Genomic DNA, 21,283 nt, shown 5'->3' on the forward strand with positions numbered 1-21,283 from the left:
CCACGAGCCATCACGGCACGGTGCTGATGATTCGCTCGCTGACGCTCGGTCATGACTGCGCCTCGCGGACGGAGCGGGGACGCATGTCGGTCCAGACGGTGTCGACGTGGGCCAGGCACTCCTCGCGGGTGCCGGCGAAGCCGGCGTCGTACCAGCCCGCGGGCAGCTCCCGGTCGGCCGACCAGATCGAGTACTGCTCCTCGTCGTTGCGGACGACCAGGAATCGGGGTTCGGCCATGTCAGTTCGCTCCAGGGGTGTCGGGGGTGTGCGGTTCAGCCATCGCGACGGCGATCTTGCGGGGACCGGTGAACGGCTCCCGGCCGTGCGCGGCGGTCATGTTGTCCACCACCAGCACGTCGTCGCGCTGGTAGTCGAAGCGGACGGTGGCGGCCCGGTAGGCGGCGCGCAGGTGGTCCATGACGTCGGCGGGGATCTCGCCGCCGTCGCCGTAGTACGTGTTCGACGGCAGCCCGTCCGGGCCGAACATGGCCAGCAGGCCCTCCTGGTAGTCCGCCGGGAGGGTGGAGACGTGGAAGAAGGTGGCGTGGTTGAACCAGCGCGGTACGTCCGAGCCGGGCCGGTGGTGCACCACGTCCCGGACCGCCCGGGTGCGCAGGCCGTCCTTGCCGACCCACTCGACGGTGATCCCGTTCGCCTTCGCGTACGCCTCGACCTCGGCCCGGTTCTCGGTGTTGAACACCTCCTGCCACCGGGTGCCGAAGTCGCCGTGGAAGTTGCGGACCAGCATCCAGCGCCGCCGGATGAACTCCTCGCGCACGGCCGGGTCGATGAGGTCGTGCACCCGGCGCACGTCGGCGAGCGGGGTGGCGCCCTGGGTCTCCGGCGCGGTGATGCAGTAGAAGAACAGGGTCAGCGGCCAGCGCGCCTGGTACGAGTTCTCGTTGTGCAGGAAGATCTCCTCGTCCGGCGGGTAGTCGGTCGAGGTGTAGACCCGGCCCTTGATGGAGTGCCGGGGCGAGGACCGCTCGGTGTAGGTCAGCGGTTCCCCGGAGAGGGCGCGGACCGCCGCGTCGAAGCCGTCCACCCCGCCGACGTCGAAACCGCGGAAGAGCAGCCCGCCGTGCTCGACGAGGCTGGCGCGCAGCTCGGCGCGCCGGGCGTCGATCAGGTCGGTCAGGGCCCGGCCGTCGTTCTCGATGACCACCGGAAGGGTGGTGACCGTGTCGCTCATGATTGAGATCTCTTTCCTGTTCGTCGTGGTCAGGCGCGGGGCAGGCGCGGAATCGCCGGGATGGTCGCCGGCTCGGCCGGCTCGTCGGCGGGCTGGGCGGCGCGCAGCTCCTCGATCCGGGCGGCCAGCCCGGCGACCGTGGGGGTCTCGAAGAGGCTGCGCATCGGCAGCCGCACCCCGGTGGCCTTACGCATCGCGGCGATGAGCTGCACCGCGACCAGCGAGTTGCCGCCGAGGGAGAAGAAGTCGTCGTCCACGCCGACCTCGGTCACGCCGAGGCCGTCCCGCCAGACCTGGGCGATGGTCTTCTCCAGCTCGGTCGAGGGCGCGGCCGAGCCGCCGCCGGTGGCGGTCGGCGCGGAGACCGCCTCGGCCGCCACCTCCAGGCTGTCGGTGGTCACCCGGGCGGACCGGTGGCGGATGTCCGCGACGGTACGGGTGGTGATGACCACCTGGGCGCCGAGCCCGGCCGCGAGGCTGCGCCGGAACGCCTCCGCCCCGTCCACCGGCCGGATGTCCTCGGTCACCGGAGCCGGCCCGGCCCCGGTCGCGGCGGCCGGGGTGTCGGTGAGGCCACCCGTGACCGCGCCCTGGTCGACCCGGCGCAGCACGAAGTCGCTGATCGCGACGAGTTCCCGGCCCTCGGTGTCCACGAGGGACAGGTCGGCGGCGACCACCTCGTCGGTGGCGCTGGCCCGGTGCCGCAGGTGGCTGAGGAAGGCCGCCGGGAGCGGCGCGCGCACCACGATCCGCCCGTACGACAGCGGCAGGTAGGTGCCGGAGCCCTGGCCCCGGCCGAACGCGGTGGCCACATCCAGCAGCGCCGGGTGCAGCCCCCAGGCGGGCAGGTCGGCCAGCGCCGCGGCGGGCGCCTCGATCCGGGCCAGCTCCTCCCCCTCCGCCAGGTGGTGCTCGGCGAGCGCGGCCCAGCGCGGCCCGAAGGTGAGCATGCTGGTCCGGCCCCGGCCGAACGACGCGTCGTCGTCGACCCGTCGGCCGGCGACCGTGGGCGTACCCGCCGGCGGGGCGGGCTCCTCGGTCCAGCCGGCGGTGCCCCGGACGTGGGTCCGCAGCTGGCCGGCGGCGAGGCTGGCGACGGTGAAGTCCACCCCGTCCTCGGCCGGCGTCAGCTCCACCCGGTACTGGGCGACCGTGTCGTCCGGCACCGAGAACGGCTCCAGGAAGACCACGTCCCGCAGCTCCACCGCCGCCTGCGGGCCGGGGGCGGGCAGGGCGGCGCTCACCGCCGCGCGCACCGACTCCAGGTGCGCGGTGCCCGGCACCACCGGGACGCCGCCGATCCGGTGCTCGTCGAGCAGCCAGTGGGTGCCGGCGGAGACCAGGCCGTGCAGCACCGTGCCGTCCGGGCCGGCCACCTTCGTGGTGAGCACCGGGTGCGCCACCGGGCTGGTGACGACGTCCCGGCCGGCGGCCCGGAACCCGGCCGGCGCGTTGGTCTCCACCGCCATGCCGACCTCGGCCCAGCCGCCCCAGTTCTGCGACACCACCGGCGCCCGGAAGCCCGCGCCGGCCCGGGCGAACGCGTCGAGGAAGTTGTTCGCCGCGCAGTAGTCGACCTGGCCGAAGCCGCCGATCACCGCGGTGATCGAGGAGCACAGCGCGACGAAGTCCAGCGGCAGGTCGCCGAAGACCTGGGCGAGGGCGAGCGTGCCGGCCAGCTTCGGGGCGAGCACCCGCTCCGCCTCGGCCCGCTCCTTGATCTCGGCCATGCCGCCGCCGGGCAGGCCGGCGGCGTGCACGATGCCGTCCAGCCCGCCGAACCGGGCCTCGGCGGCCTCGCGCACCCGACGCAGGTCGGCCGGGTCGGTGACGTCGGCCGCGAGCACCAGCACCTCGGCCCCGACCGCCTCCATCCGACGGATCGCCGCGATGGCCCGGCCGGCCCGGTCCGCGCCGCCGTGCACCGCCAGGTGCTCGTCCCACCGGTCCCGCTCGGGCAGGCCGGAGCGGGCCAGCAGCACCAGCTTGGCGCGTACCCGGCGGGCGAAGTCCTCGGCCAGGGTGACGCCGATGCCGCCGAGGCCGCCGGTGATCAGGTAGCGGCCCCCCTCGCGCAGCGCGCCCGACTCGCCCTCGGTGTCCACGGTGACCTGCTCGTACCCGGTGACCCAGCGCCGGTCGCGGCGCAGCGCCACCTCCGGGTGCCCCGGGTCGACGGGGCTACGCAGCTCGGCGACCAGGGCGTCGACGGTGCTGGCGTCGGCGGTGAGGTCGGCGTCGACCAGCCGGACGGTGAGGCCGGGCAGCTCCACCGGCAGCACCCGGGCCAGGCCGGCGAGGGTGGCGTGCTCAGGGCGGACCAGGTCGTCGCCGCGGACGTCACCGATGCCGGCGGTGACCAGGTCGAGGGTGACACCGTGCTCGTCGGCGGTCAGGCCGGCGCCGGCGAGGGCCTGCACCAGGTGCAGCGCGCTGAAGAAGCCCCGGTCCTGGGCGGCCCAGGCGGCGGCGACGTCCGTCCCGGCCCGCGCGCCGTCCAGGGCGTACGCGTGCACGACGCGGCGCGGCAGGTCGGCGCCGAGCGCGGCGACCAGGGCCTCGTGGTCCTCACGGACACCGGGGCGCAGCCGGAAACCGTCGGCGGCGGCGGCGAAGACGTCGCCGGCGCGTACCTCGACCGGGTCGTCCCCGGCGGCCCGCAGCGCGGCGACGAGCGCCTCACCACGCGGACCGTCGGCCAGCACCAGGCAGCGGCCCAGCGGGGCGGTGGCCCGGGCCGGCGCGGCCTGCCGCCACACCGGTACCGCGAACCACTCCGGCAGCGGCCGGGGCCCGGTCTCGACCGGGGCCGCCGCGACCTGCTCCTCCGGGTCCGGCTCCACCCAGTAGCGGCGGCGCTCGAAGGGGTACGTGGGCAGCGGCACCCGCCGGGCGTCCGGGTCGACGGCCAGCCGCACCGGCACGCCCGCACACCACAGCGCCCCGGCGCTGCCGAGCAGGGTGGCCAGGTCGCCGGTGGACTCGCCCGGCCCGGGCAGGCTGCCCAGCGGGGTCAGCTTCCGCTGCGCCTCGCCGGCCTTGGCGACCTGCATCCGGGCCAGATTGGCCAGCTGCTTGCCGGGGCCGCACTCGACCAGCGCCCAGGTGCCCTCGGCGAGCAGGGTGGCCACGCAGGCGCCGAAGCGGACCGGCTGGCGTAGGTGCGCCGCCCAGTACGCCGGGTCGGTGGCCTGCGCCTCGGTGATCCAGGCACCGGTCACGTTGGACAGGAACGGCACGGTCGGCGGGCGCAGCGGCACGCTGCCCATCAGTGCGGTGAACTCGTCGAGGATCGGTTCCATCATCGGCGAGTGGAAGGCGTGCGAGGTGCGCAGCCGTTTGCTCTTGCCCTTGAGGCCGGCGGCGAACTCCTCGATCAGCGCGGTCTCGCCGGCCACCACGCAGGTGCCCGGGCCGTTGACGGTGGCCACGGCGAGCCCCTCGGGCAGCCGGTCGGCGACCGCCGACTCGTCCAGGGCCAGGGCCAGCATCGAGCCGGCGGGCAGCGAGTACATGAGCCGGCCCCGGGCGGCCACCACCTTCAGCGCGTCCGGCAGGGTGAGCACGCCGGCCACGGTGGCGGCGACGTACTCGCCGATCGAGTGGCCGATCATCGCGGCCGGGGTCACCCCGGCCCGCTGCCAGGCGACGGCGAGCGCGTACTCGACGGTGAACAGCGCGGGCTGGGTGTAGCGGGTCTCGGTGAGCTTCTCCCCCGCCTCCGGGTCCCGACCGAGGATCAGGTCGCGGATGTCCAGACCCAGCTCGGGGCGGAGCAGCTCGGCGCACTCGTCCACGGTGGCCGCGAAGCCCGGGTCCTCGGCGTAGAGCTGGGCGCCCATGCCGGCGTACTGGGAACCCTGGCCGGAGAACAGGAAGGCCACCCGCGGGGCGGGCCCGTCGACGGCGCCCCGGTGTCCCTTGCGGGCGTCGCGCAGGCCCGCCACCGCCGTCTGCGGATCGGTGGCGACCACGGCGGCCCGGTGCGGGTACGCCTGGCGGCCGACGCGCAGGGTGTTCGCGACGTCGGCGAGCAGCCCAGCGCCGCCTCCGGCGCTGGCCAGCAGCTCGGCACCGCCTCCGCCGCCGTTCTCCAGGTGGTCGGCGAGCCGCCGCACCGCGGTGTCGAGCGCGGTGGGGGTCTTCGCCGACACCTGGAGCAGGTGCGCGGGACGGACCCGCCGCTCGGCCCGGTACGCGGCCGGCGCCTCCTCCAGCACCACGTGGGCGTTGGTGCCGCCGATGCCGAAGGAGCTGACCCCGGCCCGGCGCGGCACCCCGTCGGTGTCCCATTTGGTCAGCGTGTTCGTAACGTAGAACGGGGTGTCGGCGAAGTCGATCGCTGGGTTCGGCGTCTCGTAGTTGATGGTCGGCGGGATCAGCCCGTGCTCCATGGCGAGCACCGTCTTGATCACGCTGACGATGCCGGAGGGCTGGCTGAGGTGGCCGATGTTGGACTTCACCGAGCCGATGCCGCACCAGCCCCGCTCGTCGGTGTCCTTGCCGTAGACGGCGGAGAGGGCGGCGACCTCGATCGGGTCGCCGAGCGCGGTGCCGGTGCCGTGCGCCTCGACGTAGCTGATGGTGCGCGGGTCGATGCCGGCCATGCCGACCGCCTGGGCGACCGCCTCCGTCTGGCCGTCGATGCTGGGGGCGGTGAAGCCGACCTTGCCGGCGCCGTCGTTGTTGATCGCGTTGCCGAGCACCACCGCGCGGATGGTGTCGCCGTCGGCGACGGCGTCGGAGAGGCGCTTGAGCAGGGTCACCCCGACGCCGCTGCCCCACACCGTGCCGTTGGCGCCGGCGTCGAACGGCCGGCAGTGGCCGTCCGGTGAGGTGAAGCCGTCCATGCCGAGGTAGCCGACGTGCGGCAGCTCGACGTTGACGCCGCCGGCCAGGGCCATGTCGCACTCGCCGTTGCGCAGCGCCTCGCAGGCCAGGTGGAACGCGACCAGGGAGGTGGAGCAGGCGGTGTGCACGGTCAGGCTCGGCCCGCGCAGGTCCAGCCGGTACGACACGTTGGTGGCGACGTAGTTCGGCGAGTTGGCGGTGGCGACGGAGACCGCGCTGTGCGGGCCACCGGCCGCCCGCTTGTTGCGCATCACGAACTTCTGCAGGTAGGTGTTGCCGCCGGTGCCGGCGTAGACGCCGATCGCGCCGTCGTACCGACCCGGGTCGTAGCCGCCGTCCTGCAGCGCCGTGTAGCAGGTCTCCAGGAAGAGCCGGTGCTGCGGGTCGGTCATCTCGGCCTCGCGGGCGGTCATCCCGAACAGGCCGGCGTCGAACTCGTCGTAGCCGTCGATCAGCGGGGCCCGGTTCACCCAGCTCGGGTCGTCCACCTCCTCGACCAGGGCGCCCCGGGCGAGCTGCTCCTCGCGGGTCAGCTCGGTGGACGACTCGACGCCGTCGACCAGGTTGCGCCAGAACTCGCTGACGTCGGCGGCGCCGGGCACGCGGGCGGCGATCCCGACGATCGCTATCGGCTCGATGCCCTCGTCGGTGGGTTGCGCGGGGGAAATCTCGTTCTGCATCGGGGGCTGTCCTTAGTCGCGTGGTGCCGCTGGTGGCGGCGGGGACGGTTGCGGCGTCACGGTTGGTTCGGTCGTCGAGGCGGGGTACGGCGGGCCCGGCCGCGCCGGGCGGCGGCGCGCAGCGCGGCACGGGCCAGTTCCGGCCGGTCGGCGGCGCCGTCGAGGCTGGCGGCGAGGGCCCGTACGGTCGGGTGGCGGAACAGGTCGAGCATCGTGATCGAGCGGCCGGTGGCCTCGGTGAGCCGGGCGTGCACCGCGGCGAGCGCCATGGAGTGGCCGCCGATGTCGAAGAAGTTGTCGGCGACCCCGACCCGGTCCCGGCCGAGCACCTCCCGCCAGATGCCGGCGATCAGCTCCTCGGTGGCGGTGAGTGCGTCGGGCCCGGCGGGCAGCGGGGCCGGGGCCGGCTCGGCGGCGACGGCCATCGCGCCGAGGGCGGCCACCCGGACCGCCGGCCGGGGCAGCTCGGCGGCGACCTTGTCGGCCGGGGCGTCGGAGTCGGCGGCCAGGGCGCCCACCAGGCCGGCCAGGTCGGCCAGGAGCGCCTCGATCCGGTCGGCGTCGAACAGGTCCGGGTTGTGCACCACCTCGACGCCGGCCCGGCCGGCCCGCTCCACCACGTAGACGGTGATGTCGAAGGGCGAGCCGGGCTTCGGCACCGGCAGCGGCTGCGCGGCCAGGCCGGGCAGGGCGAGCCGGGGCGGGGCGTAGTTGAGCACGTTGAACAGCACCTGCACCAGCGGGGCGCGGGAGGTGTCCCGGCCGACGCCGAGCGCCTCGACGATCCGTTCGAGCGGGGCGCCGGGATGCTCGGTCACCTCGTGCAGCTCGGCGGCGCAGCGGCCGACCAGCTCGGCGAAGCTCGCGCCGCCGGTGCGGACCCGGACCGGCACGGTGTCGATGAAGAAGCCGATCACGTCGTCGAAGGCGGCCAGCCGCCGATCGGCCACGACCGCGCCGAGCACGTGGTCGTCGACCCCGGTGAGCCGGCGCAGCAGCTCGCCGAAGCCGGCGAGCAGCACGGCGGCGACGGTGGTGCCGCGCCGCACGGCCAGCTCGCGTACCGCCCGGTCGGCGGCCTCGGAGAGCAGGATCGCGGACTCGGCGCCGGCGTACGTCTGCACCGCCGGGCGGGGCCGGTCGCGGGGCAGGTCGAGCACGGTCGGCGCGGCCGCCAGGTGCTCGTTCCACCAGGCCAGGTCGGCCGCGCCCCGGCGGCGGTCCCGCTCGGCCCGCCAGACCGCGTAGTCGGCGTACGTGGCGGGCAGCGCGGGCAGAGCCGGCGGCTCGCCGGCGACCGCGCGGGCGTACGCGGCGGCGAGGTCGTCGTAGAGCACCGCCTCGGACCAGCCGTCGAAGACCGCGTGGTGCATGGTCATGGCGAGCACGTGCTCGTCGGCGCCGAGCCGGTAGACGGTGACCTGCCAGGTCGGCCCGGTGGCCAGGTCGAACGCGTGCCCGGCCCCGGCGGCCAGCAGGGTGGCCAGCTCCGCCTCGGCGTCGACGGCGCCGGTCAGGTCCACCACGGGGACGGCCACCTCGGTCGGCTCCTCGCGGACCGCGTACGGCGCGCCGCCGGTCTGCGGGATCCGCCAGCGCAGCACGTCGTGGCGTTCGGCCACGGCACGCAGGGCCGCCCCGAGGGCGGCCACGTCGAGGGGCCCGCGCAGCCGGTGCGCGACCGCGATGTTGTAGGGCGCGCTGGACGGGGCGATCTGGTCCATGAACCACAGCCGCCGCTGGGGCGGGGAGAGCGTGGGTGGGTTGCCGGTCCGCAGCCCGTCCCCCGTGCAGGGGCCGGCGGCGCGGACCCGCTCGGCGAAGGCGCCGAAGGTGCGGCTGGCGAAGACGTGCCGGGCCTCGACGTCCCGGCCGAGTTCGGCCCGGACCGCGGCGACCAGTCGCATCGCGGCGACCGAGTTGCCCCCGGCGGCCAGGAAGTCCGTGCCCGGCCCGGGGACGACCCCGAGCAGCCGGGCCCAGAGCCGGGACAACGCCCGGTCGAGCGGGTCGTCCGGTTCGGCCTCCGGCGCCGGCGCGGCGGGCCGCCCGGCGGCGGCCAGCTCGCGCAGCGCGGCCCGGTCCAGCTTGCCGCTGACCGGGCTGACCGGCAGCTGGGCCAGCCGGAGCAGTCGGGCCGGAAGCATCGCGGTGGTCAGCCGGGTGGCGGCGTACCGGCGGATTTCCTCGTCGTCCGGGGCGTCGGCCGGGGTGAGGAAGCCGACCAGTTCCGGTCCGAGCGGGCCGGGGACCGCCTCGACGGCGGCCGCGGCCACGCCGGGGTGCCCGGCCAGCACCGCCTCGATCTCGCCCAGCTCGATGCGCTGGCCGCGCACCTTGACCTGTCGGTCGGCCCGGCCCAGGTAGACGATCCGGCCGTCCGGGTCCCGCCGGACCAGGTCGCCGGTGCGGTAGAGCCGGGCCCCGGCGTCGCCCGAGTACGGGTCGGGGACGAAACGTTCGGCGGTCAGGGCCGGCCGGTTGAGGTAGCCGGCTGCCAGGCCCGGCCCACCGAGCAGCAGCTCACCGGTCTGGCCGGGCGGGACCGGCCGGAGATCGGTGTCCACGACGTACGCCCGGCAGTTGGGCAGCGGTGCGCCGATCGGCATCGGGTCGGCCGGCACCCCGGTCACCTCGTCGACCAGCGCCAGCACGGTCGCCTCGGTCGGCCCGTACGCGTCGAAGAAGCGCCGCCCGGGCGCCCAGCGGGCGGCCAGCTCGGCGGGAACCGCCTCGCCGCCGCAGAGGACCACCTGCCAGCTCGGGGCGGCGTCGGGGTCGAGCAGGGCGAGCACGGTCGGGGTGATGAAACCGTAGTTGGCCTCGTGCGCGGCGAGGAACCGCTGCAGGCGGGCCGGGTCGCCCCGATCCTCGTCGCCGACGAGCTGCACCGACCCGCCGACGGCCAGCGGCACGAACAGGTCGATCGCGGCCACGTCGAACCCGAGGGACGAGACGCCGAGAGTGCGCACCCCGGCGTCCGCCGCGGTGAGCGCGGCCAGGCCGGTGACGAACTGGACCAGGTTGCGGTGGGTGTTGAGCACCCCCTTGGGCCGCCCGGTGGAGCCGGAGGTGAAGAGCACGTACACCACGTCGTCCGGCGCGGCCGGGCAAGGCGGCGGCGGGCCCGCCGGCGCCCCGGCGGGGGGCGACACCGCGCGGATCCCGGGCACGTCGGCGAAGGTGGCCGCCGCCAGGTCCCCGACCACGACGGACAGGCCCGCGTCGTCCACCACGTCGAGCATCCGCTGCCGCGGCCCGCGGGCGTCCAGCGGCACGTAGCACCCGCCGGTCATCAGCACGCCCAGCACGGTGACCACCAGCTCCGGCCGGCGGGACGCGCAGACACCGACCCGGGTCCCCCGTCCCACGCCCTGCTCGCGCAGGACCGCCGCCAGCTGGGCGGCCCCCTCGACGAGCTGCCGGTAGCTGAGCACGTCGTCCCACTGGCGCACGGCGACGGCGTCCGGGGTACGGGCGGCCTGCTCCGTGATCAGCTCGACCAGCGTCGCCTCCGGGTACGGCAGCGGCACGCCGTGCAGGGCGGAGGTGGGCGGGCTCGTGGTCACCGGGACTCCTCACTCGTACGGAAGGCGGCAGGGTCGGTGACCTGCAGCCGGATCTCGCTGACGTAGCGCGCGGCGCCAGCGTCGGTCACCCAGGCCTGCTCCGGGCCGGGCAGCAGCTCGCTGACCACCACGGAGACGTCCGGGCCGGACCGGGCGGCGGCGTCGACCATGGCGCAGAGCGACTGGGCGTACAGCGGGCCGCTCAGGTCGACGTAGCAGGGCTTGACCTCGGTGCCGACCTTGACGAAGACCCGCTCGGGCAGGCCGAGCCGGGCCCGGAAGCGGCGTACGGCGAGGAACCGCTCCGCCTCGGTCGGGTGGCCGGCCAGGCCCGACCCGGCGACGGTGGTCCGCCAGGCGCGGCGGGCGACGACGAGCCGGTCGATGGTGATGCGCGGGGTCGACGCGGCGGGCGCGACCAGCTTGAAGCTGTCCAGCAGCACCGAGCCGAGCAGGTTGGCGAAGACCTCCACCAGCGGCCAGCGGGACCCGTCGGGCAGCACCGCGACCAGTTCGCCCGCCACGCACTCGACGTGCACGCCGGTGGCCGGGACCAGCCGGTCGACGTCGGCGCCCCGGGCGGTGTCGATGCCCAGCTGCCGGTCCCGGGGGCCGGCGAAGTGCCAGGTGGTGCGGGTCGTCTGCCGGGGGAAGTCGGCCGGGTAGAGCAGCCGGATCCGGGCCGGCCCGAGGTCGGCGTCGAGGCCGGCGCGCAACGCCGCCGGGTCGGGGTGGAACGGGCTGAACACCGCGCTGTCGAAGGGCGCGGTGGCCGGGTGCAGCTCGCCGAGGACCAGCAGGAAGTCCCCCCGGTTGAGCGCCTCGACGCTGTCCGCGCTGAGCTGGACGTCCGGGCTGTGGATCCGGGCGGAGGGCCAGCCGGGCCGGTCGGCGGGGAACAACCGCCGGACCCGTTCGGCCAGCTCGGCGCTGTCCAGCCGGACCTCGAGCTGCCCGGGCGGCAGGTCGGCCAGCCCGAACAGCTCGGCCCACCGCGCGGTGAAGGCGACGCCGGCCGCCGCGACCGGGCCGTCGGGGGCCATCAGGAGGCCCTGGGCCAGCGACCAGATGTCGGCCAGCCGCACCGGGCCGTCCGCGGCCAGTTCGGCGTACAGGTCGGCGAGGACCCGCTCGCAGCCGGCGCCGATCTCGGCGGTCAGCCACCGGGCGGTCTGGAGCACCACCGCGAGGGGGGCGGCCAGCGCGTCGAGCACCGCCGTCCCGAGGCTGAACTCCAGGTCGCGTCCGGTCTCCTCGTAGACGAGGGTGCGTCCGGTGTACATCTGCCCGCCGTGCCGGGTGGCCGGCCGGCCGGTGACGGCGGTGAACTCGGCGTTCAGGGCGGCGAGGGCCGGCGCGAGCCGGTCCGGGTCGCCGGCGGCCGCGGCCACCTCGTCCCGGGCGGCCCGGAGCCGGTCGAAGTCGGCGGTCACCCGGGCCCGCACCGCCGGGTCGCCGATCGCGGCGATCCGCCGGTCGAGCACCCGCTCGGCATGGGGGCTGTTCGGCAGGCCGGCGTCCCAGGTGAGCAGGCCCCGTTCGACCAGCCGGTCGAGCAGCAGGAAGCCGTCGGCCCCGGTCCGTACGCCGCCGTCGGCGCGTACCCGCTCCACCAGCTCGACCGCCGGCGTCCGGCCGTCGCAGGCGGCGAGCAGCCGGGCCTCGACCGGGGGCAGGTCGATCGGCGGGTGCAGCGGCCGGCGCAGCTGCCGCCCCTCGACGGTCAGGTGGGGCGGCAGCGCCGGGGCCCACCACCGGCGGACGGCCGGGTCGTCGGCGAGACGGTCGGCGTACGCCATCAGCGCCCACGCCTCGAAGCACACCGCCCGGCGGGCGACCAGGCCGGGCCCCGGGGCCAGCCGGGTGTGCGGGCCGGCCGGGTCGACGACGCCCCAGCAGACCGGACCGAAGAAGCCGATGGTCTCCGCCTTGCCGCAGTAGCGCTGCCAGTACCGCAGCACCGCGATCTCCCGCTTGCGGCGGGGCTTGTTGCGCACCTCCGGATCGGTGTGCCGCAGCCCGTCGAGCGCGACGAGCATGTCCGGGTTCTGCCACGTGACCGCCTCGCGCAGCAGCGGGTCGGCGGCGATCTCCCCGACCGCCGCCGAGGAACGGGCGAACGCCTCCCGCAGCGCCTTGTCCAGCAGTTCCGGGCTGCCGTCGCCGGCGAGCAGGGCGTCGGCGACGGCCGCCGCCTCCGGCGCGGCGAACCGGTCGAGCCCGGCCGCCGGGAAGCCGGCCGTGCGCAGCAACACGTCCCGCCACACCGACCAGCCGGTGTCGCCGAGCGGCAGCGAATGACTCATCGGGTCGTCTCCCGACGGTCGTCGACAATCTGCAGGCGCAGCTCGCTGAAGTACCGCCGGCCGGCGCCGTCGGGCACCCACGCCTGCTCCGGGGTGGGCAGCATCTCGCTGACCACCAGCGACACCCCGTCCCCGCCGTCCACCCGGGCGGCGCGGACCATGGCGCAGAACATGTTCGCGTAGGCGGGACTGCCCAGGTCGACGAAGCAGGGCTTGGTCTCGGTGCCGAGCTTGACGTAGACCTGCTCGGGCAGCCCGAGCCGCCGGCGCCAGGCCCGCAGCGCCAGGAAACGGTCCCGCTCCGCGGTGACCGCGGCGAGGCCGCTCTCCCCCACCGTGGTACGCCAGGTCTGCCGGGCCACCACCAGGTTGTCGAGCGTGATCCGGGGGGTGTACGGCGCGGCGGCGACCAGCTTGAAGCCGTCGACCGCGTGCGCGCTGAGCAGCTCGGCGAAGACCTCGGTGAGCGGCCAGCGCTGGCCGTCCGGGGCGGTGGCGACCAGCTGGCCGTCGGCGTCGGTGACGGTGAGGTCCACGGTGGGCAGCACCCGGCCCGGCTCTCCGCCAGACGCCGGCTGGAACGCCAGGTGCCGGTCGGTCGGGCCGGTCAGCGACTCGGCGGTGCGGCTGGTCCGGCGCGGCCAGTCGTCCGGGAACAGCAGCCGGATCCGCCGCTCGCCGACGTCGGCGGCGAGCGCCGCGCGCAGCCGCTCGACGTCCGGGTGCGACGGCGTGAACACCGCGCAGTCGAACGACGCCCAGGCCGCGTGCAGCTCGCCGAGCACCACGGTGTACTCGCCACGCCGCAGCGCGTCCGCGTCGGTCGCGCAGATCTGCAGGTCGGGGCTGTGGATCACGGCGTTGGACCAGTCCGGCCGGGTGCCGGGGAAGACCTCGTCGATGCGCGCGGCGAGGTCGGCGACCCGCAGCCGGACCTCGGTGGTGCCGGCGGGCAGCGCGTCCAGCCCGAACAGCCCGGCCCAGCGCGCCGCGAACTCGGCGGACACCGCGTCGACCGGCCGCTCGCCGGCGCCCCAGAACAGGCCCTGCACCAGGAACCAGAGGTCGGAGAGGGCGACCTGCCCGTCACCGGCCTCGGCCCGCAGCTCCTCGTAGAGCCCCCGGAACACCTCCCCGTACGCCTCGGCCAACGCATGGACCATCCACCGGGCGGCGCGCAGCAGCACGTCGAGCGGGGCGGCGAGGTCGGCCAGCAGCGGCGCGCCGAAGACCACGTCGAGGTCGCGGCTGGTGTCCTCGTAGCAGATCGTCCGGCCGGCGTACATCTGGCCGTCCCGCCGCCGGGGCGCCGCCCCGGTCAGCTCGGTGAAGGTGGCGTTGAGCGCGTCGAGGGCGGCGCGCAGCCGGTCCGGGTCGCCGGCCGCGGCGGCGACCGCGTCCCGCGCGGTACGCAGCCGGTCCCACCCGGCCCGGGCCGCCGCCCGCAGCGGCTCGTCGCCGATGGCCTCGATCCGGGCGGTGAGCACCTGTTCGGCCTCGGGGCTGACCGGCAGCGCCGCGTCCCAGGTGATCAGCTCCCGGGCCACCAGCCGGTCCAGCAGCGCGTAGCCGTCCTCGGGGCGGCGCAGCCCGACGGCCGGGTCGGTCACCAGCTCGTGCGCGGGTCGCCGGCCGTCGACGGCGCCGAGCAGCGCCGCCTCCACCGGGGACAGCGCCACCGGCGGCCGGCCGGGCCGCAGCACGGCGCGGTCGCGCAGGCTCAGGTGGGCGCAGAGCATCGGCGGCCACCAGCGGCGCACGGCCAGGTCCGTGCCGAGCGCGTCGGCGTACGCGGTCAGCGCCCACGACTCGAACCACACCCAGCGGCGGCGGGTCAGCCCCGGGCCGTGGCTGACCCGGGCGACCTCCGGCAGGTCCGGGTCCAGGGTGACCCAGCAGCTGGGGCCGAAGAAGCCGACCGTCTCGTTCTTGCCGCAGTAGCGCTGCCAGTACTTGAGCAGGGCCCGCTCCCGGTCCCGGCGGCGGACGTTGCGGGCCGCGTCGCCGCCGCCCCGGGCCAGTCCGTCCAGCGCGACGAGCGCGCCCGGGTTCTGCCAGGTGACGGCCTCGCGCAGCAGCGGTCGGCCGGCCAGCTCGCTGATCCGGTGGGCCGCCGTGCGGACCGCCTCGTCGAACTCCTTGTCGAACCGGTCCACGCCGGAGCCGGTGGCGAGCAGCTCGTCGGCCGCCGCGGCGGCGCGCGGCGCGTGGAGCAGGGTCAGCCCGTCGGCCGGGAACCCGGTGCCGCGCAGGATCGCGTCCCGCCACACCGACCAGCCGGTGTCGCCGAGCGGCACCCGGTGCGTGACGCCGGGGGCCGACGGAGCGGCGGCCGGCGACGCGGCACCGGTGCGGGCGGCGGCGAGGTCGGTACGGAGCACGGCCAGCAGCTCGGGCAGCTGGTCCTGCAGGAAGAAGTGCCCGCCGTCGATCTCGTGCAGGGTGAACCCGGCGGCGCTGTGCTCCGCCCAGGCGGCGCTGTGCTCGCGGGTCACCGCCCGGTCGTGGCGGCCGCTGAACGCGACGATCGGCACCGGCAGCGGCTCGCCGGGGACGTACCGGTAGCTGTCGACCCGGCCGAAGTCGGCACGCAGCAGCGGCAGCAGCAGCTCCACCAGCTCGGGGTGCTCCAGCAGCTCGGCGGGAAGGCCGCCGCCGTCGCCGAGGCGGCGCAGCAGCTCCTCGTCGTCCACCCGGGACAGCCCGTCGAAGAGGCTGGCCGCGGTGACGTGCGGGGCGCGGGCGCCGCCGACGTACAGCCGCACCGGCAGCGGCGCCCCCGTCCGGCGCAGCTCCCGGACCACCTCGAAGCCGACCCGGCCGCCCATCGAGTGGCCGTAGATCGCGTACGGGCGGTCGGCGTGCACGGCGATGGCGGCGGCCACGTCGGCGATGTCGAAGCGGGCGTCCTCGGTGATCCGGTTCTCCCGGCCGGGCAGCTGCACCGGCAGCACCTCGACGTCCGGGCCGATCCCCTCCTGCCAGCGCCGGAAGACGCTCGCGCCGCCACCGGCGTAGGGCAGGCAGAACAACCGGACCGGCGCCTGGGGTCGGCTTCCGGCGGAGACGAACCAGTTCACCGTGGACCTTTCTGCACAGGGTCGATCCAGTGCCGCTGGCGCTGGAACGGATAGGTGGGCAGCCCGGTACGCCGGACCGTGCCCTCGGGATGCAGGACGTCCCAGTCGACGTCCCGCCCGGCGACCCAGTCGGCCGCCAGGTCACGCAGCGGGCCGCCGGCGCCGGCGACGCGGGCTTCGGTGTCGAGCAGCGCGTCCAGCGCGGCGAGCGCGCCGGGCAGGTCGGCGGCGACCACGGCGGCCCGGTGCGCGAAGGCCCGCCGCCCGAGCGCCAGGGTGGCGGCCACCTCGGGCAGCGCCGGGGCGGCGCCGGCCAGGTGGGCCCGCAGTCGGGTGAGCGCCGCACGCAGCGCCGCCGGGGTACGCGCGGACACCGGCAGCAGCCACGGACCGTCGCCCGGGACCTCGGCCGGGTCGACGGGGGGCGGCTGCTCGACCACCACGTGCACGTTGGTGCCGCCGAGCCCGAACGCGCTGACCCCGGCCACCCGGCGTGGCACCTGCGGCCAGTCCCGCGCCTTGGTGGGCACGTAGAACGGTCCGGCCGCGAAGTCGATCTCCGGATGCGGCCGGGTGAAGTGCAGGTTCGGCGGGATCACCCCGTGCCGGACGGCGAGCACCGCCTTGATCAGCCCGGCGATCCCGGCGGCGGCGTCGAGGTGCCCGATGTTGGTCTTCACCGAGCCGAGCGCGCACGACCCGGCCGGGGCGGCGCCCGCGTACACCTCGTGCAGCGCGGCCACCTCGATGGCGTCGCCGAGCGGGGTGCCGCTCCCGTGGCCCTCGACGAACCGGACCTCGCCGGGGGCGACCTCGGCGGCGGCGAGGGCGTTCGCGACCGCGGCGGCCTGCCCGGCCGGGCCGGGTACGGCGAAGCCGGCCCGGTCCGGGCCGTCGTTGGTGACCGCCCAGCCGGGCAGGACGGCGTAGATCTGGTCCCCGTCGGCCTGCGCGTCGGCGAGCCGGCGCAGCGCGACCACTCCGACCCCGGACCCGAAGCCGGAGCCGTTGGCGCCCTCGTCGAAGGCGCGGCAGCGGCCGTCGGGGGAGGCCATGCCGCCCGGGGTGTGCCGGTGGCGGGGCCAGGTGACGCTGACGCCACCGGCCAGGGCGATGTCGCACTGGTAGTCGAGGAGGCTCTGCGCGGCGACGCAGACCGCGACCAGCGAGCTGGAGCAGGCGCTCTGCACGGCCAGGGCGGGCCCGGTCAGCCCCAGCCGGTACGCCACCTGCCCGGGCAGGTGGTCGGTGAACTGCCGCCCGACCAGCCGGGCCTCCCAGTCGTCCGGGTCCAGGTCGCCGACCACGGCCGGGTTGTCCATCAGATGGAAGAGGAAGTAGCGGTTGGCGGAGGTGGCCGAGTAGACGCCGATTGGGCCGGGGAACCGCTGCGGGTCGTGCCCGGCGTCCTCGAGGGCCGCCCAGGCGGCCTCCAGGAAGAGCCGGTGCTGCGGATCGGTGCGGGCGGCCTCGTCGGGGCCGAAGGAGAAGAACTCGGCGTCGAAGTCGGCCACCCCGTCGAGCCGACCGGTGGCCCGCACGTGCCGCGGGTCGCCGCGCAGCCCGGGCCCGATGCCGAGGGCGGCCAACTCCTCGTCGGTGTGGTCGTGGATGGCGTCGACGCCGGTGCACAGGTTCCACCAGAAGGCGGCCACGTCGGGGGCGCCGGGGAAGCGGCCGGCGAGCCCGACCACGGCGATCTCGTCGCCGGTGTACTCCCGCGCCGCCGTGGCCGGGGCGGCCGGGGCCGGCAGCACCGCCGCCCGGACCGCCTCGGGCGGGGCGTCGAGCAGCGCCGCCTGGGCGGCCACCGTCGGGTGCTCGAAGAGGCGCAGCATCGGCAGCCGGACGCCGAACCGCTCGGCCAGCCGCTGCTGCACCTGGCCCAGCAGCAGGGACTGCCCGCCCACGTCGAAGAAGCTGGCCGTACGGGCGACGGCGTCCCGGCCGAGCACCGCGCACCAGATGTCGTGCACGAGCCGCTCGGTGTCGGTGGCCGGGGCCTCGCCGGCCGGCACCGGGTCGGCCGGGTCGGGCAGTGCCCGCTCGTCCACCTTGCCGGTGACGGTGAGCGGGAACTCGTCGAGCACCACCACCGCGCGGGGCAGGGCGTAGCCGGGCAGCGCCGCGGCGAGGGCGGCCCGCAGCGCCGCGCCGTCCGGCCGGGCCCCGTCGGCCGGACGGGCGTACGCCAGCAGCTCGCCGTCACGGGCGATGGCGCGTACGCCGGCCACCCCGGGCTGGGCGGCCAGCGCCGCCTCGATCTCGGTCAGCTCGACCCGGTGGCCGCGCACCTTGACCTGCCGGTCGAGCCGGCCGAGGCAGACCAGGTCGCCGCCGGGCAGCCGCCGGCCCAGGTCGCCCGTGCGGTACGCGCGCACCCCGTCGGCGTCCACGCCGAACCGGTCGCTGTCCTGGTTGAGGTAGCCGGGGGCGAGGTGCGGGCTGGCGACCACGATCTCGCCGGTGTCCGGCGCGAGGCGCACCTCGTAGCCGGGGAACGGGGTGCCGATCGGCAGCGGTCCGGTCGCGGCCTCGTCCACCCCGGACAGTCGGGTCCGGTACCGGGCGACGAAGGTCATCTCGGTCGCGCCGTAGCCGTTGACCAGCTCGCAGTCGGGGGCGAACCGGTCCCGGCCGCGGATCGCGTCGGCCCAGGTGGCCTGCTCGCCGCCGAGCAGCACCACGCGGACCGCCGCCAGCCGCCGCTCGCCGAGGGTGTCGAGCAGGTGGCGGTAGACGGTGGGCGTGCAGTGCAGCACGGTCGCCCGGTGCCGGTCGAGCTGGTCCACGGCGTACGCGAGCCCCTGCCGACGCAGGTCGACCGGGACCACCGCGGCGCCGGTGAGCAGCGCCGGGTACAGGTCCGGGATGGCGGCGTCGAAGCTGAACGAGGCGAGCAGGCTGAGCCGGTCGCCCGGTGCGACGGCCAGCGCGGTGATCTGGTTGTCGACGACGTGCGCCAGGTTGCGGCGGGTCTGCCCGACCGCCTTGGGCACCCCGGTGGAGCCCGAGGTGAACAGCACGTACGCGAGCGTGTCCGGGTCGACCGCGACCGGCCGCAGCGGGGCGGGCGGCACGTCGTCCAGCGGCACCACGACTCGGCCGCCGGCGAGCGCGTCGGCCAGTTCCCGGTGCTCGGCGGCGCAGGCGACGGCGCCGACGCCGGCGGCGGCGAGCATGTGGCGCAGCCGGTCGACCGGGAAGCCCGGATCGAGCGGCACGTAGGCGCAGCCGGCGGCGAGGGCGCCCAGGAGCGCCGCGACGGTCGGGGCGCCGTGCGCGGTGAGCAGGGCGATCCGGTCGCCGGGTCGGGCACCGGCGGCGGCGAGCGCGGCGGCGTGGCCACCGGCCGCGCCGGCCAGTTCGGCGTAGCTGACCTCGCCGGTCTCGCCGAGCAGGGCCGGACGATCCCCGTGGCGCGCCGCGACCGCACCGAAGCGATTGACGATCATCGGTTGTCGCATCTCAGGGGGCCGGCGTTTCCCCACCGACGGCGGGCACGCAGCACTCAACCAATGTGATCATGATCCCCCCCAGGACTTCACATTGGAAGCAGAATATTGCTCAATTCCCCGACCGAAAGAGCATCGACGACGGTCAGGCCGAAGGGCCGACAACCCACTGGAACCTCGGACGGTGGAAACCGTCCGATCATCCCCCTAGCGCGAAGACGATTTACGGCGTAGAGGTCTACTGCCGAGTATTTTTCCGGTAGAACCACTGTGGAATCGCGAAATTTTCACCGAAGTGGCCACTCGCCGCAGCTCAACCCGCTTGTCGGGGAGCAATCACCGGTCATCGTACCCGGGGATCGGATCGACCATCGCATCGAACCCCTTCGGCAGCTGCGCCACCAGGTCCTGGAACTCGCCGACGGTCACCGCCTCGCGCAGCGTGGCGAGCACCGCCCGGGTGCCCACCTCGGCGACCGCCGGGTCCACATCGGCCCGCTCGGCCACCCGGCCCAGGAAGGCCACCGGCCCCCCGGTCGCGCGGCTGCCGGTCGGCGCGGCCAGGTAGCCGCTCAGCTCGTCCGGCAACTGCACGGCCAGGTCGTCCGCCTCGCTCCCGGTCACCCGCTCGGCGAGGGTCTGCAGCACCGCGCGGGAGATCGTCGCGGCCAGCTCGGTGGGCAGCTCGGCGCGGCGGGACACCGCCTCGACGAATCGGGGAAACCGCACGCCCGCCTCCTGTCGCCACCGCCCCCGCCGGACCGCCGACGGCCCCGGCTCGACCCGGAACCGTCGTTCCCCGGCGCGGTCGCCGGTTACCCGTGCCCGGCGGGAGCAAACGGCGGTCACCGCCCGACGGTCACCGCGGGGGCCGGGTGGTCGTCCCGCGCCGGGATGTCCCGGGTACCCCACACCGGCGACCAGCGGGTGACCAGCGCCGCCGCGGCCATCCCCGTCGCGGCCAGGGCGAGGTACGCCGGCGCCCCCAGCAGCCCGGTCAGGGCGCCGCCGAGCGCCGCGCCGAGCGGCATCGCGCCCCAGATGACGAACCGGCTGGTGGCGGTCATCCGGGACAGCATCGCCGGGGGCGTGGCGGCCTGCCGGAGGCTGACCGCGTTGACGTTGTAGAGCCCGCTGGCGAAGGCGCCGACCGCCAGCCCGGCGCCGATGCCGAACGGGTGCGGCACGAGCACCAGCGCCGCGCCGGCCTGGAGCACCGCCGCACCGGTGATCGCCCGACCGACCCCGAGACGGGTGCGAGCCCGCGTCACGGTGGCCGTGCCGCCGGTCGGCTTGTCGCCGACCGGGCCGGCACCCTTCGCCTGGGTACGCCTCGACCACGACGCGGAGACGGTCACCGCCGCCGCCCGCCGGCGCGGCGTCGCGGTGGCCGGCACCGACGAGTTCGCCGCCCGCCGGGGTGCCCCACCCGGCCTCCGGGTCAGCCTGAGCGCCGACGATGACACGGTCCGCACCGCGCTGCACGCCCTGGCCCGGCTGCTGCCCGGCTGAGCACCCCGGGCGCGTCCCGGCCTGTGGTCATCAGGATGGCAGCGGCCCCGGAAGCGATATGCCTCTCAGGCATAAATATGCCTCAGCGGCATATCGCTCAAACACCAGCGCTTCTCCTCGACCGGGATGTCCGCCGGAGACGCCGAGGTTCCCACGCCCCGTACGGGCCGCGAGCGGAGGAGTCAGCGCAGCTCGCCGGTCGACCGCAGCTGGTCGAAGACGAGCTGGTTCGCCGGGGAGACCCGATGCCGGTCGGCGTAGCCGAGCCAGGCCAGCTCTTCGATCTCGCTCGTCGGGCGCGGCGTGCCCCGGTAGTCGGCGGCGTAGCAGGTCATCCGCACCACCGTCCCGGCGACCCGGCCATGGGCCTGCGCGGTGAACGTGCCGACGGGCACGGCCGACTCCGGCGCGATCTCGACGCCCAGCTCCTCCGCGACCTCGCGGGCCAGGGTCTCCAGGTCGGTCTCGCCCGCCTCCCGCTTGCCGCCCGGCAGATACCAGGCGTCCTTGCCCCGGGAGCGGGCGCAGAGCACCCGGCCGTCCTCGACCCGGACCCAGGCCACCTTGTCGATCTCGCCCACGAGGCCCCCCAGCTCGACTGCCGCATCAACCTATCGGACCTGCTCGGTAGGCTGCC

The 21,283-nt window shown here is 75.9% G+C and carries 11 protein-coding genes; 1 reads left to right on the plus strand and 10 read right to left on the minus strand.

Annotation, left to right across the window (positions count from 1 at the left end; genetic code table 11):
* Window positions 1-49: 49 nt before the first annotated feature.
* From ABZ570_RS11430 to ABZ570_RS11470, 9 genes are all read right to left on the minus strand, one after another.
* Window positions 50-238: an MbtH family NRPS accessory protein gene (locus ABZ570_RS11430; protein WP_358060586.1), complete on the minus strand. Its 189-nt coding sequence runs from the start codon at window positions 236-238 to the stop codon at window positions 50-52.
* Between the two features lies 1 nt (window position 239).
* Complete coding sequence (locus tag ABZ570_RS11435; RefSeq protein ID WP_358060589.1) at window positions 240-1,193, minus strand: TauD/TfdA family dioxygenase; 954 nt, start codon at window positions 1,191-1,193, stop codon at window positions 240-242.
* Window positions 1,194-1,222: 29 nt separating this feature from the next.
* Window positions 1,223-6,724 carry an SDR family NAD(P)-dependent oxidoreductase gene (locus ABZ570_RS11440; protein ID WP_358060592.1) on the minus strand — a complete coding sequence of 1,834 codons (5,502 nt, stop codon included), beginning with the start codon at window positions 6,722-6,724 and terminating at the stop codon, window positions 1,223-1,225.
* 56 nt (window positions 6,725-6,780) lie between these two features.
* Entirely contained in the window at window positions 6,781-10,293 is a 3,513-nt protein-coding gene (locus ABZ570_RS11445) for an amino acid adenylation domain-containing protein (protein ID WP_358060595.1), read from the minus strand.
* The gene (locus tag ABZ570_RS11450; RefSeq protein WP_358060598.1) at window positions 10,290-12,599 is read right to left on the minus strand and encodes a lantibiotic dehydratase; all 2,310 of its coding nucleotides are present in this window, start codon (window positions 12,597-12,599) and stop codon (window positions 10,290-10,292) included. The genes ABZ570_RS11445 and ABZ570_RS11450 overlap by 4 nt, the downstream gene beginning before the upstream one ends.
* The gene (locus tag ABZ570_RS11455) at window positions 12,596-15,679 is read right to left on the minus strand and encodes a thioesterase domain-containing protein (protein WP_358060601.1); all 3,084 of its coding nucleotides are present in this window, start codon (window positions 15,677-15,679) and stop codon (window positions 12,596-12,598) included. Before ABZ570_RS11455 ends, ABZ570_RS11450 begins: the two co-directional genes overlap by 4 nt.
* The gene (locus tag ABZ570_RS11460) at window positions 15,676-19,134 is read right to left on the minus strand and encodes an AMP-binding protein (RefSeq protein ID WP_358060604.1); all 3,459 of its coding nucleotides are present in this window, start codon (window positions 19,132-19,134) and stop codon (window positions 15,676-15,678) included. The genes ABZ570_RS11455 and ABZ570_RS11460 overlap by 4 nt, the downstream gene beginning before the upstream one ends.
* 336 nt (window positions 19,135-19,470) lie before the next feature.
* Entirely contained in the window at window positions 19,471-19,863 is a 393-nt protein-coding gene (locus tag ABZ570_RS11465) for a DUF2267 domain-containing protein (RefSeq protein WP_358060607.1), read from the minus strand.
* Between the two features lie 116 nt (window positions 19,864-19,979).
* Entirely contained in the window at window positions 19,980-20,405 is a 426-nt protein-coding gene (locus tag ABZ570_RS11470; RefSeq protein WP_358060610.1) for a hypothetical protein, read from the minus strand.
* On the opposite strand from ABZ570_RS11470, the gene ABZ570_RS11475 reads away from it, so the two are divergent.
* Window positions 20,389-20,646, plus strand: coding sequence for a hypothetical protein (locus ABZ570_RS11475; RefSeq protein ID WP_358060613.1), 258 nt, complete (start codon window positions 20,389-20,391; stop codon window positions 20,644-20,646). The two genes, ABZ570_RS11470 and ABZ570_RS11475, sit on opposite strands and share 17 nt — an antisense overlap.
* A gap of 182 nt (window positions 20,647-20,828) precedes the next feature.
* Here ABZ570_RS11475 and ABZ570_RS11480 read toward each other — a convergent pair whose 3' ends face one another.
* Window positions 20,829-21,227, minus strand: a complete 399-nt coding sequence (locus tag ABZ570_RS11480) for an NUDIX domain-containing protein (RefSeq protein ID WP_358060616.1) — start codon at window positions 21,225-21,227, stop codon at window positions 20,829-20,831.
* Window positions 21,228-21,283: the final 56 nt, after the last annotated feature.

It is taken from the genome of Micromonospora sp. NPDC007271, assembly GCF_040634005.1.
Classification (GTDB): Bacteria; Actinomycetota; Actinomycetes; order Mycobacteriales; family Micromonosporaceae; genus Micromonospora.

Bases quoted from the DNA above. Each gene is read 5' to 3' on its own strand.
- ABZ570_RS11430 (WP_358060586.1), bottom strand. From the start codon at position 238: ATGGCCGAACCCCGATTCCTGGTCGTCCGCAACGACGAGGAGCAGTAC.
- ABZ570_RS11435 (WP_358060589.1), bottom strand. From the start codon at position 1,193: ATGAGCGACACGGTCACCACCCTTCCGGTGGTCATCGAGAACGACGGC.
- ABZ570_RS11440 (WP_358060592.1), bottom strand. From the start codon at position 6,724: ATGCAGAACGAGATTTCCCCCGCGCAACCCACCGACGAGGGCATCGAG.
- ABZ570_RS11450 (WP_358060598.1), bottom strand. From the start codon at position 12,599: ATGAGTCATTCGCTGCCGCTCGGCGACACCGGCTGGTCGGTGTGGCGG.
- ABZ570_RS11460 (WP_358060604.1), bottom strand. From the start codon at position 19,134: ATGATCGTCAATCGCTTCGGTGCGGTCGCGGCGCGCCACGGGGATCGT.